At 68.3% G+C, this 14983-nt stretch carries 13 protein-coding genes and 1 other RNA gene; 5 read left to right on the forward strand and 9 right to left on the reverse strand.

Annotated elements, in window-relative coordinates:
* The first annotated feature begins 401 nt into the window (after positions 1-401).
* Positions 402-1514, forward strand: coding sequence for a S1C family serine protease (locus ACFY3D_RS29475; protein ID WP_389985226.1), 1113 nt, complete (start codon positions 402-404; stop codon positions 1512-1514).
* A 250-nt stretch (positions 1515-1764) separates the two neighbouring features.
* Here ACFY3D_RS29475 and ACFY3D_RS29480 read toward each other — a convergent pair whose 3' ends face one another.
* Positions 1765-2835 carry a polysaccharide deacetylase family protein gene (locus ACFY3D_RS29480; protein WP_350946537.1) on the reverse strand — a complete coding sequence of 357 codons (1071 nt, stop codon included), beginning with the start codon at positions 2833-2835 and terminating at the stop codon, positions 1765-1767.
* Positions 2836-3175: 340 nt separating this feature from the next.
* On the opposite strand from ACFY3D_RS29480, the gene ACFY3D_RS29485 reads away from it, so the two are divergent.
* Both ACFY3D_RS29485 and glpK read left to right on the forward strand, forming a co-directional pair.
* A complete protein-coding gene (locus tag ACFY3D_RS29485; protein WP_389985229.1) occupies positions 3176-4006 on the forward strand; it encodes an MIP/aquaporin family protein in 831 nt (276 codons plus the stop codon).
* A gap of 84 nt (positions 4007-4090) precedes the next feature.
* Entirely contained in the window at positions 4091-5608 is a 1518-nt protein-coding gene (gene glpK / locus ACFY3D_RS29490; protein ID WP_389985231.1) for a glycerol kinase GlpK, read from the forward strand.
* A gap of 196 nt (positions 5609-5804) precedes the next feature.
* On the opposite strand, the gene ACFY3D_RS29495 is transcribed toward glpK, so the two are convergent.
* Entirely contained in the window at positions 5805-6173 is a 369-nt protein-coding gene (locus ACFY3D_RS29495; RefSeq protein WP_350946534.1) for a roadblock/LC7 domain-containing protein, read from the reverse strand.
* A 289-nt stretch (positions 6174-6462) separates the two neighbouring features.
* Positions 6463-7380, reverse strand: coding sequence for a DUF4388 domain-containing protein (locus ACFY3D_RS29500; RefSeq protein WP_389985233.1), 918 nt, complete (start codon positions 7378-7380; stop codon positions 6463-6465).
* Between the two features lie 480 nt (positions 7381-7860).
* Here ACFY3D_RS29500 and ACFY3D_RS29505 point away from each other — a divergent pair, with 480 nt between their 5' ends.
* Complete coding sequence (locus ACFY3D_RS29505; protein ID WP_389985236.1) at positions 7861-8226, forward strand: hypothetical protein; 366 nt, start codon at positions 7861-7863, stop codon at positions 8224-8226.
* 172 nt (positions 8227-8398) lie between these two features.
* Here the strand turns inward: ACFY3D_RS29505 and ssrA are convergent.
* From ssrA to ftsE, 5 genes are all read right to left on the reverse strand, one after another.
* Positions 8399-8783, reverse strand: a transfer-messenger RNA (tmRNA) gene (gene ssrA / locus ACFY3D_RS29510).
* 329 nt (positions 8784-9112) lie between these two features.
* Positions 9113-11002, reverse strand: a complete 1890-nt coding sequence (locus tag ACFY3D_RS29515; RefSeq protein WP_389985239.1) for a penicillin-binding transpeptidase domain-containing protein — start codon at positions 11000-11002, stop codon at positions 9113-9115.
* Positions 11003-11004: 2 nt separating this feature from the next.
* Positions 11005-11472, reverse strand: a complete 468-nt coding sequence (gene smpB, locus ACFY3D_RS29520; protein WP_344922291.1) for an SsrA-binding protein SmpB — start codon at positions 11470-11472, stop codon at positions 11005-11007.
* A gap of 112 nt (positions 11473-11584) precedes the next feature.
* Positions 11585-12493: a permease-like cell division protein FtsX gene (gene ftsX, locus ACFY3D_RS29525; RefSeq protein WP_350946531.1), complete on the reverse strand. Its 909-nt coding sequence runs from the start codon at positions 12491-12493 to the stop codon at positions 11585-11587.
* Between the two features lie 31 nt (positions 12494-12524).
* Complete coding sequence (ftsE, locus tag ACFY3D_RS29530) at positions 12525-13214, reverse strand: cell division ATP-binding protein FtsE (protein ID WP_012888192.1); 690 nt, start codon at positions 13212-13214, stop codon at positions 12525-12527.
* A gap of 235 nt (positions 13215-13449) precedes the next feature.
* Here ftsE and ACFY3D_RS29535 point away from each other — a divergent pair, with 235 nt between their 5' ends.
* Positions 13450-13641, forward strand: a complete 192-nt coding sequence (locus ACFY3D_RS29535) for a hypothetical protein (protein WP_362504082.1) — start codon at positions 13450-13452, stop codon at positions 13639-13641.
* Between the two features lie 214 nt (positions 13642-13855).
* On the opposite strand, the gene prfB is transcribed toward ACFY3D_RS29535, so the two are convergent.
* The gene (gene prfB / locus ACFY3D_RS29540) at positions 13856-14974 is read right to left on the reverse strand and encodes a peptide chain release factor 2 (protein ID WP_350946529.1); all 1119 of its coding nucleotides are present in this window, start codon (positions 14972-14974) and stop codon (positions 13856-13858) included.
* Between the last annotated feature and the right edge of the window lie 9 nt (positions 14975-14983).

Raw genomic sequence — 14983 nt, forward strand, 5'->3', positions numbered from 1 at the left:
GAACGGTCTCCTCGCCGTCGCCGATGGGAAACCGCCGGGGCACCCGAGGGCTGATGATCGAGCCGTCTTCGGCGGGTATGGCGGGTATGGGAGCCGTGGGCGCCTCGTATGAGGGGATGTATCTCTCATGAGAGCGCCCGGAGGAATTGCCGCCGACGTCCGCCATACGCGCCAGGTTATGTCACCCCGGAAAGATTCGACGCATCGTCGTTTATTACGCTTCGGCTACGGGAGGCACATCCGCCCAGGTGACCGCCTTTTCTGCCGCATGAACAGAATGTCACTCCGCTGGTCCCGGCATGGGGTGCGCGAGAGGTCGACGCGCTCACGATCGGGCGAGCTCCGCCGCGACAACCCTCACAAGGCGTATCTTCCTCTCTGAGCTGGGCAAATACCCTTGCATGGGGGGATCAAAGACAGGCGTCGCGCTACTGGCCGCCGCCGTGACACTCGCGGGCTGCGGTCAGGGCCCGGAACTGCGAACATCCGGGATGGCCGGCTCACCCGGCGCCCCCACACCCGGCGCGCCGGCGAGCACCTCCGCCGAGGCATCCCCGCCGGGCTCTCCCGCGCCCACGTACGTCCCGGACGCCCTGGAGGCCGCGTACGAGCGGACGATCGCCAAGGTGCTGCCGTCCATCGTGCAGATCACCACCGACAACGGCCTCGGCTCGGGGGTCGTCTACGACGACGCCGGGCACATCATCACCAACGCCCACGTGGTCGGGAGCTCCAAGCGTTTCGAGGTCACGCTCGCCAGCGGCGGCGCCCCGCGTACGGCGAGGCTGGTCGACTCCTTCGAGCTGGGCGACCTGGCCGTGATCAAGGTGGAGGACCCGGCCGGGCTGAGGCCCGCCGTCTTCGGCGACTCCTCCAGGCTGCGCGTCGGTGAGATCGTGATGGCGATGGGCAACCCGCTGGGCCTGTCGGGCAGCGTCACCGACGGGATCGTCTCGGCGCTGGGCCGCACGATCACCGAACCCGGGGGCGAGGGCTCGCCGGGCGCGACGATCACCGGGGCCATCCAGACATCCGCCCCCATCAATCCGGGCAACAGCGGCGGCGCCCTGGTCAACCTCAGGGGCGAGGTCGTCGGCGTGCCGACCCTGACCGCCGTCAACCCCGAACTCGGCAACGCCCAGGCCCCCGGCATCGGCTTCGCGATCCCGGCCAACACCGCCAAGGACGTCGCCACGCAGATCATCAGGGACGGCAAGGTCACCAACACCCGCAGGGCCGCGCTCGGCGTCGTCGTACAGACCGTGATCGACATGAACGGGCAGCCCGCGGGCGTCGGCGTCGTACGGGTACAGAGGAACAGCGGCGCGGAGAGGGCGGGACTCAAGGCCGGAGATCTGATCGTCTCGGTCAACGGCACCCCCACCCCGTCGACCCAGGAGCTGGCGACGGTCCTCGCGCAGCTCAAGCCCGGCGACGACGCGAAGGTGGAGACCCTGCGCCCCAACGGCTCGACGACCACCGTGGTGGTCCCCCTCGAAGAACTCCCCGGCTGATCCCGGTGCCCCGCGGGAAACCTCGGGACACGCCCGGATCCTGCTCGGGTCCTGCTCGGCCACCTCGGGACACGCCCGGATCCTGCTCGGCCACCTCGGGGCACATCGAAGAGACATCGACCGTCCGGCCGAGGATCGGTAGGCCAGGACCGATCCTCGGCAGGTTCAGATCAGTTCGGGATGATTCAGGTCAATCCGGGCTGACTCAAACCGTTTCCGGTCAGGCCGCTTCCGGTCAGGCCGGGCCGGGTCAGTAGGGCAGGACGCGGTCGGTGAAGGACTTGGCCACGAAGGGGGCCTTGAACTTGGGGAAGGCGACCGTCTTCACGTCGCCGTCGGAGGTGTAGCGTTCGTCGGCGTTCGCCTTCAGCCAGTCGAGCCAGGCCACGGAGCAGAACTTCGCGCAGTCGCCCTTCTTGTCCATCGAGCGGATGCGCGGGATGCCGAGCGGGTCGAACTTCTTGTTGAACGGTGACATCGCCGGGGTGTAACCGGCCAGGAAGACGCCGCCGTAGTCGTAGGAGACGTCGCCCGAGGAGCCCTTGCGTCCCCACTCCTTGCCGTCGGGCTGGTTGCCGTACGGCAGGGCGAGCGTGACCGGCGGCACCTTGATCAGGTCGGTGATGAGCCGGTGGCCCGCCGCCACCTCCGTGTTCACCTCCTTCTTCGGCTTGCCCCTCAGGTTGAGATGGTCACGGGTGTGGTTGCCGATGTCGAAGCCCTTCTCGGCGAGCCAGAGGAGCATCTGCGCCCCCTCCTCGGGCGTCGCCTTGCCGAACATGTCGCGCGTCACATAGAACGTTCCAACCCCGCGGAAGCCCGGGTGTGCCTTGGCGACCTCCTGAAGGATCGCGACGGCGGTGTTCGGCTTGGGCAGGCCCATCCCGTCCAGATCGAACTGCGAGGGCGAGGAGTCGTCGAAGGTGAGGACGACGGGGTGCTTGCCCGCCGGGATGTCGATGCGCCCGGTGACGAACTCGGCCGCGGTGATCGCGACGTAGTCCTCCTTGGCGAGCCGCTCCAACTCGGTACGGAACTGCTTGGGGGTGCGGTCGTCCTGGGTGGAGGGTTTGTCGACGATCCGGTGGTACATGAGGACGGGCACCTGTCCGAGCTCGTTGGCCTTGACCTTGGCGGCGGCCTCCGTCTTGGCCTTGAGGAGGTTGGCCTGCGAGGCCGCGGCGGCCGACGCCTTCGCCGCAGCCGCCACCCTGGCCTTCTGTTCGTCATTCTCATCCGGCCCCGTCGATCCGCATCCGGCCAGCACGGCTCCCGTCGCGACGACGGCCACACCGGCCCTGCACATTCTGAGACGGCCCATCGAATTCCTCCAAGCGCACTGAAGATACGCTTCTCATCCCCCTCTGACCTGCGAGTTGACCTCCGCACCCGGCAAAGGTTCCCGCCCGAGCGGCTCTTGGCCGCGCCTGGGGCACCCGGCGGTTCGGAAAAGAGGACGTCCTCACGCGGAATCCCGGAAGGCGACGGGATTCTTACCCGACGGTTACAGCGCAAGTAGGGACATAAGGGCATGTTTCGATGACGTTGCCAATTACTTAGATTGTTGACCAAAAATCAACAATCTCGTCACGAAATCGTTGACTGCCCTGGAATTCGTGCCTACCGTCCGAGCATCCGGAGCGGCGCCGTGAGGGGGAAATATGGCAGAACGGCTGAAAAACCGGGGTCTTCTCGGCGAGATGGCAGCCGAGTTCGCGGGCACCATGATCCTTATCCTGTTCGGCGTGGGGGTGGTCGCCCAGGTCGCGGCGGCCGAGATCGGCGACCACGACAGCATCGCGTGGGCGTGGGGACTCGGGGTGACCCTGGGCGTCTACGTCGCGGCACGCACCAGCGGAGCCCACCTCAACCCGGCCGTCACCGTCGCCCTCGCCGCCTTCAAGGGCTTCTCCTGGCGCAAGGTCCTGCCCTACGCCCTGGCACAGACCGCGGGCGCGTTCGTGGCGGCGCTCATCGTCCGCTTCAACTACAGCGAGGTGCTGCAGAAGGCCGACCCGGGGCTCACGATCAAGACCCAGGGCGTCTTCTCGACCCTGCCGGGCAACGGGACCCTGCCCATCGGCACCTGGGGCGCCTTCCGCGACCAGGTGATCGGCACCGCGATCCTGCTCCTGCTCATCCTCGCCGTCTCCGACGCGCGCAACTCGGCGCCGATGGCCAACCTCGCCCCCTTCGTGATCGGCCTGATCGTCGTGGCCATCGGCATGGCCTGGGGCACCAACGCGGGGTACGCCATCAACCCCGCCCGCGACTTAGGGCCCCGGCTTGCCTCGTACCTCACCGGGTATGAGACCGCCTGGCAGGATCAGTACGGCCAACTCTACTTCTGGGTGCCGATCGTGGCGCCGGTGATCGGAGGGCTGATCGGGGCGTTCCTGTACCAGGTCCTGATCTCCAGGTTCCTTCCTCCCGAGGAGGCCGAGCCCGAGGTGGGACGGATGCCGTCCGACGAGAAAGCCGACACCGCCTGAACAGGGGCGGGACGACCACGGCCGAGAACCGTTACGGGGAGAGCGGCAGATCTCCCGGAGAGTCTCACAGAGGAGGCACCATCCATGCCTGACTTCGTCGGAGCCATCGACCAGGGAACGACGAGCACCCGCTTCATGATCTTCGATCACGGCGGTAACGAGATAGGTCGCCACCAGCTCGAACACGAGCAGATCCTGCCGCGGGCCGGGTGGGTCGAGCACAACCCCACGGAGATCTGGGAGCGCACGAGGGCGGTGATCGAGACCGCGATGAACAGGGCGGGACTCTCCGCCTCCGACCTCGCCGCGCTCGGCGTCACCAACCAGCGCGAGACCGCGGTGGTCTGGAACCGCAGAACCGGGCGCCCGTACCACAACGCGATCGTCTGGCAGGACACCCGTACCGACCGGATCGCCTCGGCCCTGGACCGCGACGGCAGGGGCGACGTCATCCGTCACAAGGCGGGCCTGCCCCCGGCGACGTACTTCTCCGGCGGCAAGGTCCAGTGGATCCTGGAGAACGTCCAGGGGGTGCGCGAGGCGGCCGAGGCCGGGGACGCGATCTTCGGCAACACCGACTCGTGGCTGCTGTGGAACCTGACCGGCGGCCCCGACGGCGGCGTGCACGTCACCGACCCGACGAACGCCAGCCGCACGATGCTGATGGACCTGGAGACCCTCGACTGGGACGACGAGCTGCTGTCGTTCTTCGGCATCCCCCGCCAGATGCTGCCGGCCATCGCCCCCTCCTCCCACCCCGGCCTGTACGGCACCACCCTGGCGAGAGGCCCGCTGGGAGGCGAGGTCCCGCTCTCCGGCGACCTCGGCGACCAGCAGGCCGCCACCGTCGGACAGGTCTGTTTCGGCGTCGGCGAGGCCAAGAACACCTACGGGACCGGCAACTTCCTGCTGCTCAACACCGGCACCGAGCTGGTGCGATCCCAGAACGGCCTGCTCACCACCGTCTGCTACCGCTTCGGCGAGGAGCCTCCGGTGTACGCGCTCGAGGGCTCCATCGCGGTGACCGGCTCCGCGGTGCAGTGGCTGCGCGACCAGCTCGGCATCATCTCGGGGGCGTCGCAGAGCGAGGCGCTCGCCCGGCAGGTCGAGGACAACGGCGGCGTCTACTTCGTCCCCGCCTTCTCCGGCCTCTTCGCCCCGTACTGGCGATCCGACGCCCGGGGCGCCATCGTCGGCCTGTCGCGCTTCAACAACAACGCCCACCTCGCGCGGGCCACCCTGGAGTCCATCTGCTACCAGAGCCGCGACGTGGTCGAGGCGATGCGACAGGACTCAGGGGTCGCCCTCGACGTCCTGCGCGTCGACGGCGGTGTCACCGCCAACGACCTGTGCATGCAGATCCAGGCCGACATACTCGGCGTGCCCGTCTCCCGGCCCGTCGTGGCGGAGACGACGGCCCTGGGGGCCGCGTACGCGGCGGGGCTCGCCGTCGGCTTCTGGAAGTCGACCGACGAGCTCAAGCAGAACTGGCAGGAGGGCCGCCGCTGGGAGCCCCGGTGGTCGGACGAGCAGCGGGCCGACGGCTACGCGCACTGGAAGAAGGCGGTCGAGCGCACCCTCGACTGGGTCGACGTGTCCTGAACGACCGGATCCCGGTCACGGGTACGACTCCGCTCGCCGACGGGATCCCGGTCGCGGGTGCGACCTGGTTCCCGGACGAGAGACCCGGTCGCGGGTGCGCCTCCGGCAGTGAGCGGGATCCCGGTCGCGGGTGGAGTCCTGGTGGCGGGTGGAGTCCTGGTGGCGGGTGGAGTCCTGGTGGCGGGTGGAGTCCTGGTCAGGTGGCGACGAGGAGCGCGCCCAGCCGCTCGACCGTGGGCCGGGACTCCACGTGCAACCGGGAGACGTCCAATCCCTCGTCGGCGAGCACGACGAGCAGCGCCTCCTGACGCACGGCGTAGACGACGATGTACCCGCTGCGGCAGCGGGTCACCACCTCACGAAGCTCCCCCATGCCCACCTCGTAGCCCGTCCGCTTGCCCAGGCCGAGCGTGGCGGCGGCCAGCGCCGCCAGCACCTCCGGCCTCGGCCCCTCGCTGTCGGCCGCGACGAGCAGCCCGTCCACGGACGCGACGGCCGTCTCCATCACGCCGGCCACCTGATCGCGCAGGATCTTCAGCTCGGCGAGCACCGCTTGCCTGGTCATCGTGTTCCTTTCAACGTGGAGAATCCCGCCTTTAGGCGTGGGAAGAAAACGCGGCAAGACACCACACGGGTTGTTGGCATGTGCGTGCGGTGGCGATAACCAAGCCGCCGCACGTATGACCCGCACCACCCTCGCCGCCGGGCTGGCGGAGAGGAAAAACGCCTGTGGAGCTGGTATAAGACCTCAATGGGGAGAGTTTTCCTCCTGGCGGGCAACCGGCGATGAAGCAGGAAATCCGACCCGTGAGGGTTGGAATCCCCTGGCTTCAACCGTGGGCGTGGGGAGGAAGTCAATTCCCCTCCGATTCCCTGGAGGGCGGAGGCGAGGGCAGCGGCAGGGACCGGAGGGCGAGGAGGGGCCGGGAGGGGATCGGTCCTCCCCCGGCGGCGGCCAGCACCTCGTTGATCTTGCTGTTTCCCGGATGGCGGCGCGGCAGCCGGGAGGCCGGACTCTCGTCCGGATCCTCCGCCGCGGGCTCGGGAACGGGCGTCACCTCTCCCGCCGGGGAACCGCCGAGGTCGAGCACCCCTTCCTCGACCATCCTCGCGATCTCGCTCATCACCGCGAACAGGCCCTTGCCCAGGACGAAGGCGATGTCCCGCGGCGTCCGGCGCCCGTTCGCCCGGTCCAGGACGGCTCGGCGGATGCGGTCGGCGCCGAGCAGCGTGGGAACGGAGACGGCCGGGGGCACGGGCCTGACGCGCATGGACAGGCCCAGCCGTCGCCAGGTCTCCACGTATCCCATGCGGCGCGCGGTCTCCCGTGCCAGCCGTTCGTGCCCGATGCCCGGCAGGACGGGCAGCAGCGGCCGGCGGTCGCCGGGGCCCACCGGTTCGGCGGCGCACGACTCGACGCCGTACAGGACCATGGCGAACACCGCGTCGAAGAGCGCGGCCAGGCACACCGCCTCCAGACCCGCCTCGCCGATGACGCCGCGCTCGGCGAGTTCGGCGGCGAGCCGGTCGGCGGGGGCACCGGTCGTGTACGCGTCGGTCCAGTCCTTCTCCGACACCCTGCCCGAGCGCAGCAGCAGCGATTCGGGGCCGGGGGCCGCCGGGGTCGTGGCGGCCACCACGAGGCCGTCCCGCACCCACAGCGCTCCTCCCGGGCCTCCTTCGACGCGGAGCACGCCGGAGAACCTCTCGCGGGAGAGTTGCTGCAGGCATCTTCCGATCTCGCCCAGGACCTCCGGCTCCCCGGCGGTCACGCCGTCATCCCGTTCGGGGAAGGGGAGCGGCCTGCCGCTCCACGAGACGGCATCGGCTGGATGGCGGCCGACGACGGCACAGGGTCACCTCTGGTTCTGCTCGCGGAGGGTGAGTCGTTCACGTACGGAATGTGGGCCGGTCTTCACCACCGGGTGTCTCCCTCGGCTCTTTCACGGGCGCTCGGACGGGAGACGACGCGGCCCCGGCGCCCGCGCACTCCGGACGAGCCGGGAGACGCCCGGACGCGGCACGACACCCCTGACTCCGTGGGACAGGACAGGCCATGCCCCTACCACGAACTCCGGATATCTCCCCTAATGAGCTGTTCATCCGCTACTAGACCATATTGCACTTCACTAACGGTAGTAGTTAAGTGTACTTTACGTATCGACAGCCACAAACTGCCCCATCTGTATGTCCGATAAATCCCCTCCTCGGCGAGGCGCCGGGGTGCGGTCGCTCGCCCGGGAAAGAAGATCATGAACATCGAAACCGCCCTCAAGGAGACCATGGCGATCGACGGCGCGATCGGCGCGGCGCTGGTCGACTACGAAAGCGGCATGTCTCTCGGCACGATCGGTGGAGGCCGCGACCTCGATCTGGAAGTCGCCGCCGCGGGCAACACCGAGGTCGTCCGGGCCAAGGTGCGGACCATGGCCGCGCTGAACATCAACGACTCCGTCGAGGACATCCTCATCACGCTGGCCAGGCAGTATCACATCATCAGGCTGCTGTCCGACAGTGCCGGCCACACCTTCCTCTACCTGGTGCTCGACCGCGACCGCTCCAACCTCGCCCTGGCCAGGCACCACCTCAGGCGCATCGAGTCCGCGCTCACCATCTAGCCGCGAGAACCACGGGGCGGCGTCACGACCGGAAGGCGAGTTCACCCGGCGACGAAGGCTTCCGAAAAAGCGACCCCGCTGTGGCCAGGAAAAGACGAAGGGCGGTCGAGGCGGCGCTGGGCCGACTCGACCGCCCTTCGGCGATCTGTTCCGCGCGGTCGGCGCGGAACGGGGGTGGAGGTGGCGGGAATCGAACCCGCGTCCTTCAACTCCAAGACAGGGCTTCTCCGGGTGCAGCCTGCTGTGCTTTTCTCAGCCCCGGCAATCACGCAGGCAAGTCGCCGACGGGCTCAGCCACTGTAAGATTTCCCGATCTTCCCCGTGGCCGGGTCGATCGGTTGAGCCTCCTAGCGATGCCGGATCCGGGCCGGAGGCGCTCCCGGGCCGGCAGAAGTCACTCGCTGCTTAGGCGGCGAGTGCCAGGTTGCCCTGGCTGACTTCGGAGTGCGTCTTATTGGCACTTGTTGGTCGCGGTCACAGTGTTAACGAGGTTATGTCCGCAGTCCTCGACCCGCTTCACCTGGCTTGAAAAGCCAAAGTCGAAACCAGTCACCCCCTGTTGAGTTTTCAACGCGACCCCGTGGGGTCGAGCCATCCGAAGATACCTCCTACAACACGGCCGACGCGAATCGAATTCCCGCGCGGCGCCTGCGTGAACCAGCGGAGCCCCGAACGCCGAAACCCCGGGGACACCCGCGAATCGCGGGCGTCCCCGGGGTCGACCGGCAGGGTCGAGCCGGTTCTGACGGCAGGGCTTCCCCCGAGATGAGGCCCTGTCCCATCATTGCGACCGGGTCCGCAACCCCCCAAGCGGAGCCCGGTCACTTAGAAGGACGCAAACAAGACACCCCATGGTTGCTCAGGGTGAAAAAAACAGTGCGGAACGTCACAACCCCGCGTGAAGCCCCTGGAAGAACCTCCCCGCGACGGCCGCCCCGGCCGTCGCGTCCGAGCTCTGCGTCAGCACCGCGACGGCGACGTCCCCCTGCCACCCCACGAACCAGGCGAGCGGCTTGCGTTTCTGCGAGGCGACGGCGGTGATGCCGTGGACGGGGTCGCCGGGTGCCGCGGCGGCACGCGCGGAGCCCACCGTCACTCCACTGCGCATGAAGGTGCGGAGGGTCTCGACCGTCTTGTCGTCCAGCTTGACCGGGTCCGGCGCCTTGGACGGCTTGGCGTCGGGTGTGGAGTCGGCGACCTCGGGCTCGGTGACCAGGACCGGCGGGCGCCAGGTGCCCGAGGAGACGGCTCCCGCGACCAGCGCCATGGACAGCGGGCTGACCAGGACGTTCTGCCCGGCGATCGCCTTGGCCGTGGCCGCGTCGTTCTTCAGCGGTTTCATGGAGCCGCTGAACGACCTCAGCGGGAGCGTCCACGGCGCCCCGATGCCGAACTTCGCGGCGTCGGCCGCCAGCTCCGCGCCGTCGATCCTGCGGGCCAGCGCGGCGAGCGCGGTCACGCAGCCGGTGGCGAAGTTGGCCTGGATGCTCGGCGAGCTCCCCGCGGGCGCGCCCTCCTGGTGGAACGCGGCCCCCCCGACGGACCTGTCGGCCGGGCAGGCCATCTTCTGCTTGGGGTCGATCTTCGCCTTGAGCATGCCCCCGACGGTCATGATCGAGAAGGCGGTCCCCGCGGGGAACCTCCCCGCGAGGGCGTGCTTCTCCTGGTCGTACTGCTCGGTGCTGGACACCGCCAGGATGTCGCCGGTCGAGGCCTGGACCGCGACCAGCATGCCGGGAGCCCCGCCGCCGAGCAGCGCGCTGTCGGCCGCCTTCTGGTGGGAACGGTCGAGCGTGGTCTGCACGGACGAGGTGGAGCGGTCGGGCCGCCACTTCTTGAGCTCGGTCACCTTGAGCGTCTTGAGATCGACGATGATCACACGTGTGTCGGTCGAACCGGTCAGATGCTCCTGGTACGCCTTCTGCAGACCGGCCCTGCCGACCGTGTCCCCGGCCCGCTGCGGGCCGCCGAGCTGCTGCTCGCTCTCCGGGGTGACCGCGGTGACGGTGCCGACGATCTGGGTGGGCGAGGCGGGGGCGACCGCCTGCTCCTGCGCGGAGAGGGTGATCCCGGGGATCGCCTCCAGCTGCGCGCGCAACTGCCCGAACTTCGTACGGCCGAAGGTGACCAGGGGGACCTGGAGGTTGGGCGGCGCGGAGCGGATCCGGCTCAGCAGGCGGTCCTGGGGAAATCCTGTGATCTTGGAGAGCTTCGCGCAGAGCTCGTCCGCCTGACCGCTCTTCAGGGTGGCCGGGACCACACTCGCCACGTGCAGGACGGCCTTCTCCTGCAGCGGGTCACCGTTGCGGTCGAGGATCGGCTGACGCCCCTCGGGGGTGACCTTCACGGCGAACCGCTCCCCCTCGCGCAGCTGGGGGTGCAGGACGCTGGGCGACCAGCGCACCTTCCACCGGCCGTCGACCAGGTGGAGCGGCAGCACGCCCTCGTACTCCCACAGGGGGTTGTTCTCCCCCAGGTCGACCTCGGCGTCGAAGTCGGCCTCGACCTCGTCCGCCGCGCGCCGCATGCTCGTGACGTCGAAACGGAACGAGGCCGCGTCGAGCTGGAGCTTGGCGTCCTCCAGCGCCCGGCTCACCACCTTCTCGTCGCCGTCCGTGCGCCTGGCCGCGGCGGCGTAGTCGCCCGTCTGCCAGCCGATCAGGAAGTCGCGCACCGCCTCGTGAGCCGAGGGCTCCTCGAAACACGCGGACAACATGGGAGTCGTCACCGCCAGCGCGAGCGCCGCGGCGGTGGCTCGCCGGGCCTTGCCCCTCACGATCACCTGTTCCTGTGCCTGAGCGCGCGCGCCATCTCCCGCTTGGCCTGGTTCTCGGCCAGCGTCTGCCGCTTGTCCCAGTCTTTCTTTCCCTTGGCGAGGCCGATCTCTATCTTGGCCCTGCCGTCCTTGAAGTAGATGGCGAGCGGCACCAGGGTGAGCCCGCCCTCCTTGGTCTTGGAGACCAGCTTGTCGATCTCCTTGCGGTGGAGCAGGAGCTTGCGGGTTCGGCGCGCGGCGTGGTTGGTCCAGGTCCCCATGGTGTACTCGGGAATGTGGACGTTGATCAGCCAGGCCTCGCCGTCCTTGATGACGGCGTACCCGTCGAGGAGGGAGGCACGGCCGAGCCGCAGCGACTTGACCTCCGTGCCCTGGAGCACGAGGCCGGCCTCGTAGGTGTCCTCGATGTGGTAGTCGTGCCAGGCACGCTTGTTCTGAGCGATTACCTTCCGCCCGGTCTCACGTGGCATGTCTGGAGCCTACCGGTGACCGGAGTGTCGGGCCGCGCCCGCGAGCGTGGGCGAGGCCCGGAGCGACGTACGGACGCGCCACGCCCGCGGGGCGTACGAGGACACGGGAGCGTCACACCCGCAGGTAGCGGCGGAGCGTGACGAAGGACGCCAGAACACAGATGAGCACACCGAAGATCATGGTGATACTGATCACCGAGGCGACCGTCTCCCAGGACAGCTGGCTGTTGGGAGAGAGGTAGAGCTGCACCCCGTCGAAGAGGAAGACCTTGCTGATGATCAGCAGTATCGCGGCCATCACACCGCCGATCAGACCGGCGATGACGCCCTCCATCACGAAGGGCAGCTGGATGTAGAGGTTGGAGGCCCCCACCAGCCGCATGATGCCGGTCTCACGCCTGCGGTTGTACGCCGAGAGCCGCACGGTGTTGCCGATCAGCAGCGTGGCCGCGAAGACCAGGATGATCGCCACCACCAGGGCCGCCCAGCGGAGCTTCTCCAGCAGCCCGAAGAACTTCTCCAGCAGCTCCCGCTGGTTCACCACGTTGGAGACCCCGGGGGCGCCCTTGACCGCCTCGATCACCGCCGCGTAGGCGTCGGGGTCCTTGAGCTTGACCCGCAGCGACTCGGGCATGTCCTCGACCTGGATGGCGGAGAGCAGCACGGTGTTGTTGGCGTTCTGTGCCCGGAAGTTCTTGTAGGCCTGGGCCGCGTCCTCCACGTCGACCTTCTCGACCTGGGGCATGGCCTCGATGTCCCCCTTCAGCGCGGCCCGCTCCTGGGCGTTCACGCCACCGCTGCCCTTGCACTGCGGGAAGGGGTCGTCCTTCTTGCACAGGAAGACCGAGACCTCGACCTTGTCCGCCCAGAAGTCCTTCATGCTGGAGATCTGGGAGTTGATCATCAGACCGACGCCCAGCAACGCCATGCCGATCGCCACGGTCACGATGACCGCGATGGTCATCGTGAGGTTGCGGCGGAGGCCGATCCAGACCTCGGAGAAGATGAAGTTTGCCCGCATGCTCTTCCTGTCGCTCTATCCGGTCCTGGTGTCAGTACGCCTGGCCGTACACGCCTCGCGACTGGTCACGGACGATCTTGCCGTCCTCCAGTTCCACCACCCGCTTGCGCATGGAGTCGACGATGGCCGCGTCGTGCGTGGCCATGACGACCGTGGTGCCGGTCCGGTTGATCCGGTCGAGCACCTTCATGATGCCGATGCTCGTCGCGGGGTCGATGTTTCCGGTCGGCTCGTCGGCCAGCAGGATCATCGGCCGGTTGACGAACGCGCGGGCCATCGCGACCCGCTGCTGCTCGCCACCGGACAACTCGTCGGGCATCCGGTGTGCCTTGCCCTCAAGGCCGACGAGCTCGACGACCTCCGGGACCACCTTACGGATGAAACGCCGGGGCTTGCCGATGACCTCCAGGGCGAACGCGACGTTCTCGTACACGTTCTTGTTCGGGAGCAGCCGGAAGTCCTGGAAGACACATCCGATCCGGCGGCGCAGGTGTGGAATCTTGAAGTTGGACAGTCGGGCGAGGTCCTTGCCAGCCACGTGGATCGCGCCCGAGTTCGGGCGCTCCTCCTTCAGGACCAGGCGGAGAAAGGTCGACTTCCCGGACCCCGAGGGGCCGACGAGGAACACGAACTCGCCCTTGTCGACATCGACGCTGACGTGGTCCAGCGCGGGCCGGTTCTGGTTCGCGTAGACCTTGGTGACATTATCAAAATGGATCACGGGCGCATCACGGCATGCCAGTCTAGGGGTTAGGACGGTCGCAGGAGTGGCAGAGGGCCACTTCCGCCTCTCGCCGGCCGGGGGGCGCCGGTCTTTGCTCTCGATCGACGTTCCGGTTGGCCGGAGCCCAGTCTAGGGGGAAGACTGACATGGAAAGCCCATAACGGAAACAAAACGATTCGGCGCCCGGTAACGACCGCATAAAGTAGTTCTGACCTCGACGAGGGAGGACATCATGAGCTGTGAAGACCTGGTCTGCGCGGGGTGCGCCCACCCCGTGGCCGAAGGCCGCTGCCCCCGCTGCCGCGCGTATCGCGAGCGGATGCACCAGCACACCTTCGGGGGCATGACCCCCGCACTCCTGTCGCTGGTGCTGATCGCGCTCTTCTTCCTCACCCTGGCCCTGAAGCACCTCAGCGGCGCCTGACACGCCCTTCCGAGGCGGTTGTTCCCGTCTCGCGTGGAAAACCCGCCTCACGGGCGCTCAGCGGCGCCCGTGAGTGAGGACTCCGCCATGCCCAGGGCCGGAACACGGTCTTCCCGCCGGCTCCCGGCTCACCGGGAGTTCCCTCAGGCATCCATCCCGCAGGGGGCGAGGGTGTCCGCCCGTGTCGGGCTCTCAGAGGCGGGAGAAGGACGTCCTAGTCGTCGGCGCCCGACTCCTGGCGTCGGGTCCAGCGGATCTCGGCCTCGATGAAGCCGTCCAGGTCGCCGTCGAGCACCCCGCCCGGGTTGCCGTCCTCGGCGCCCGTCCGCAGGTCCTTCACGATCTGGTACGGGTGGAGCACGTAGTTACGGATCTGGGTGCCCCACGACGTGGTCGACTCGCCCCGGATCTCGTTCAGCGCCGCCTTCTCCTCCTGGCGCTTGCGCTCCAGCAGCTTGGCCTGCAGGACCGCCATCGCGGTCGCCTTGTTCTGCAGCTGCGAGCGCTCGTTCTGGCAGGAGACCACGATGCCCGTGGGCAGGTGGGTGAGGCGGACCGCGGAGTCGGTCGTGTTGACGCCCTGGCCGCCGGGACCCGAGGAGCGGTAGACGTCGACGCGCAGGTCGTCCTCGTTGATGTCGATGTGGTCGGTCGTCTCGACGACCGGCACCACGTCGACGCCCGCGAACGAGGTCTGCCTGCGCCCCTGGTTGTCGAACGGGCTGATGCGGACCAGCCGGTGGGTGCCGTGCTCGCCGCGCAGCGTGCCGTACGCGTAGGGGGCCTTGACGGTGAAGGTCGTCGACTTGATGCCCGCCTCCTCCGCGTAGGAGGTCTCGTAGATGTCGGTCGGGTAGCCCTTGCGCTCGGCCCACCGTAGGTACATCCGCTGGAGCATCTGGGCCCAGTCGGCCGCGTCCACGCCGCCCGCCTGTGACTGGATCGTGACGACCGCCTCGCGGGCGTCGTACTCCCCGGACAGGAGGGTGCGGACCTCCAGGGCGCCGATGTCGCCCCGCAGGGACTCCAGCTCGCGGTCGGCCTCCTCCCGCGTGTCGTCGTCCCCCTCGTCGGCGGCGAGTTCGTACAGGACGGAGAGGTCGTCCAGCCGCTGCTCCAGCGACTCGATCCTGTTGATCTCGCCCTGGAGATAGGAGAGCCTGCTGGTGACCTTCTGCGCGCGTTCCTGGTCGTTCCACAGGTCGGGGGCGGCGGCCTGATCCTCCAGCTCCTCGATCTGCTTGCGCATCGCGCCAAGGTCGAGCACGTCCTGGATGCTGTTCAGCGTCCCGGTAAGCTCGTTGATCTGTTCTGCCGGATCGATGAGTGCCACGTCTGTAAA

It is taken from the genome of Streptosporangium sp. NPDC000509 (genome assembly GCF_042898365.1).
Taxonomy (GTDB): Bacteria; Actinomycetota; Actinomycetes; order Streptosporangiales; family Streptosporangiaceae; genus Streptosporangium.

What these genes read in the sequence shown, in the direction of transcription:
- ACFY3D_RS29475 (WP_389985226.1), top strand. Translation starts at nt 402, where the DNA reads ATGGGGGGATCAAAGACAGGCGTCGCGCTACTGGCCGCCGCCGTGACA.
- ACFY3D_RS29480 (WP_350946537.1), bottom strand. Translation starts at nt 2,835, where the DNA reads ATGGGCCGTCTCAGAATGTGCAGGGCCGGTGTGGCCGTCGTCGCGACG.
- ACFY3D_RS29485 (WP_389985229.1), top strand. Translation starts at nt 3,176, where the DNA reads ATGGCAGAACGGCTGAAAAACCGGGGTCTTCTCGGCGAGATGGCAGCC.
- glpK (WP_389985231.1), top strand. Translation starts at nt 4,091, where the DNA reads ATGCCTGACTTCGTCGGAGCCATCGACCAGGGAACGACGAGCACCCGC.
- ACFY3D_RS29495 (WP_350946534.1), bottom strand. Translation starts at nt 6,173, where the DNA reads ATGACCAGGCAAGCGGTGCTCGCCGAGCTGAAGATCCTGCGCGATCAG.
- ACFY3D_RS29505 (WP_389985236.1), top strand. Translation starts at nt 7,861, where the DNA reads ATGAACATCGAAACCGCCCTCAAGGAGACCATGGCGATCGACGGCGCG.
- smpB (WP_344922291.1), bottom strand. Translation starts at nt 11,472, where the DNA reads ATGCCACGTGAGACCGGGCGGAAGGTAATCGCTCAGAACAAGCGTGCC.
- ftsX (WP_350946531.1), bottom strand. Translation starts at nt 12,493, where the DNA reads ATGCGGGCAAACTTCATCTTCTCCGAGGTCTGGATCGGCCTCCGCCGC.
- ACFY3D_RS29535 (WP_362504082.1), top strand. Translation starts at nt 13,450, where the DNA reads ATGAGCTGTGAAGACCTGGTCTGCGCGGGGTGCGCCCACCCCGTGGCC.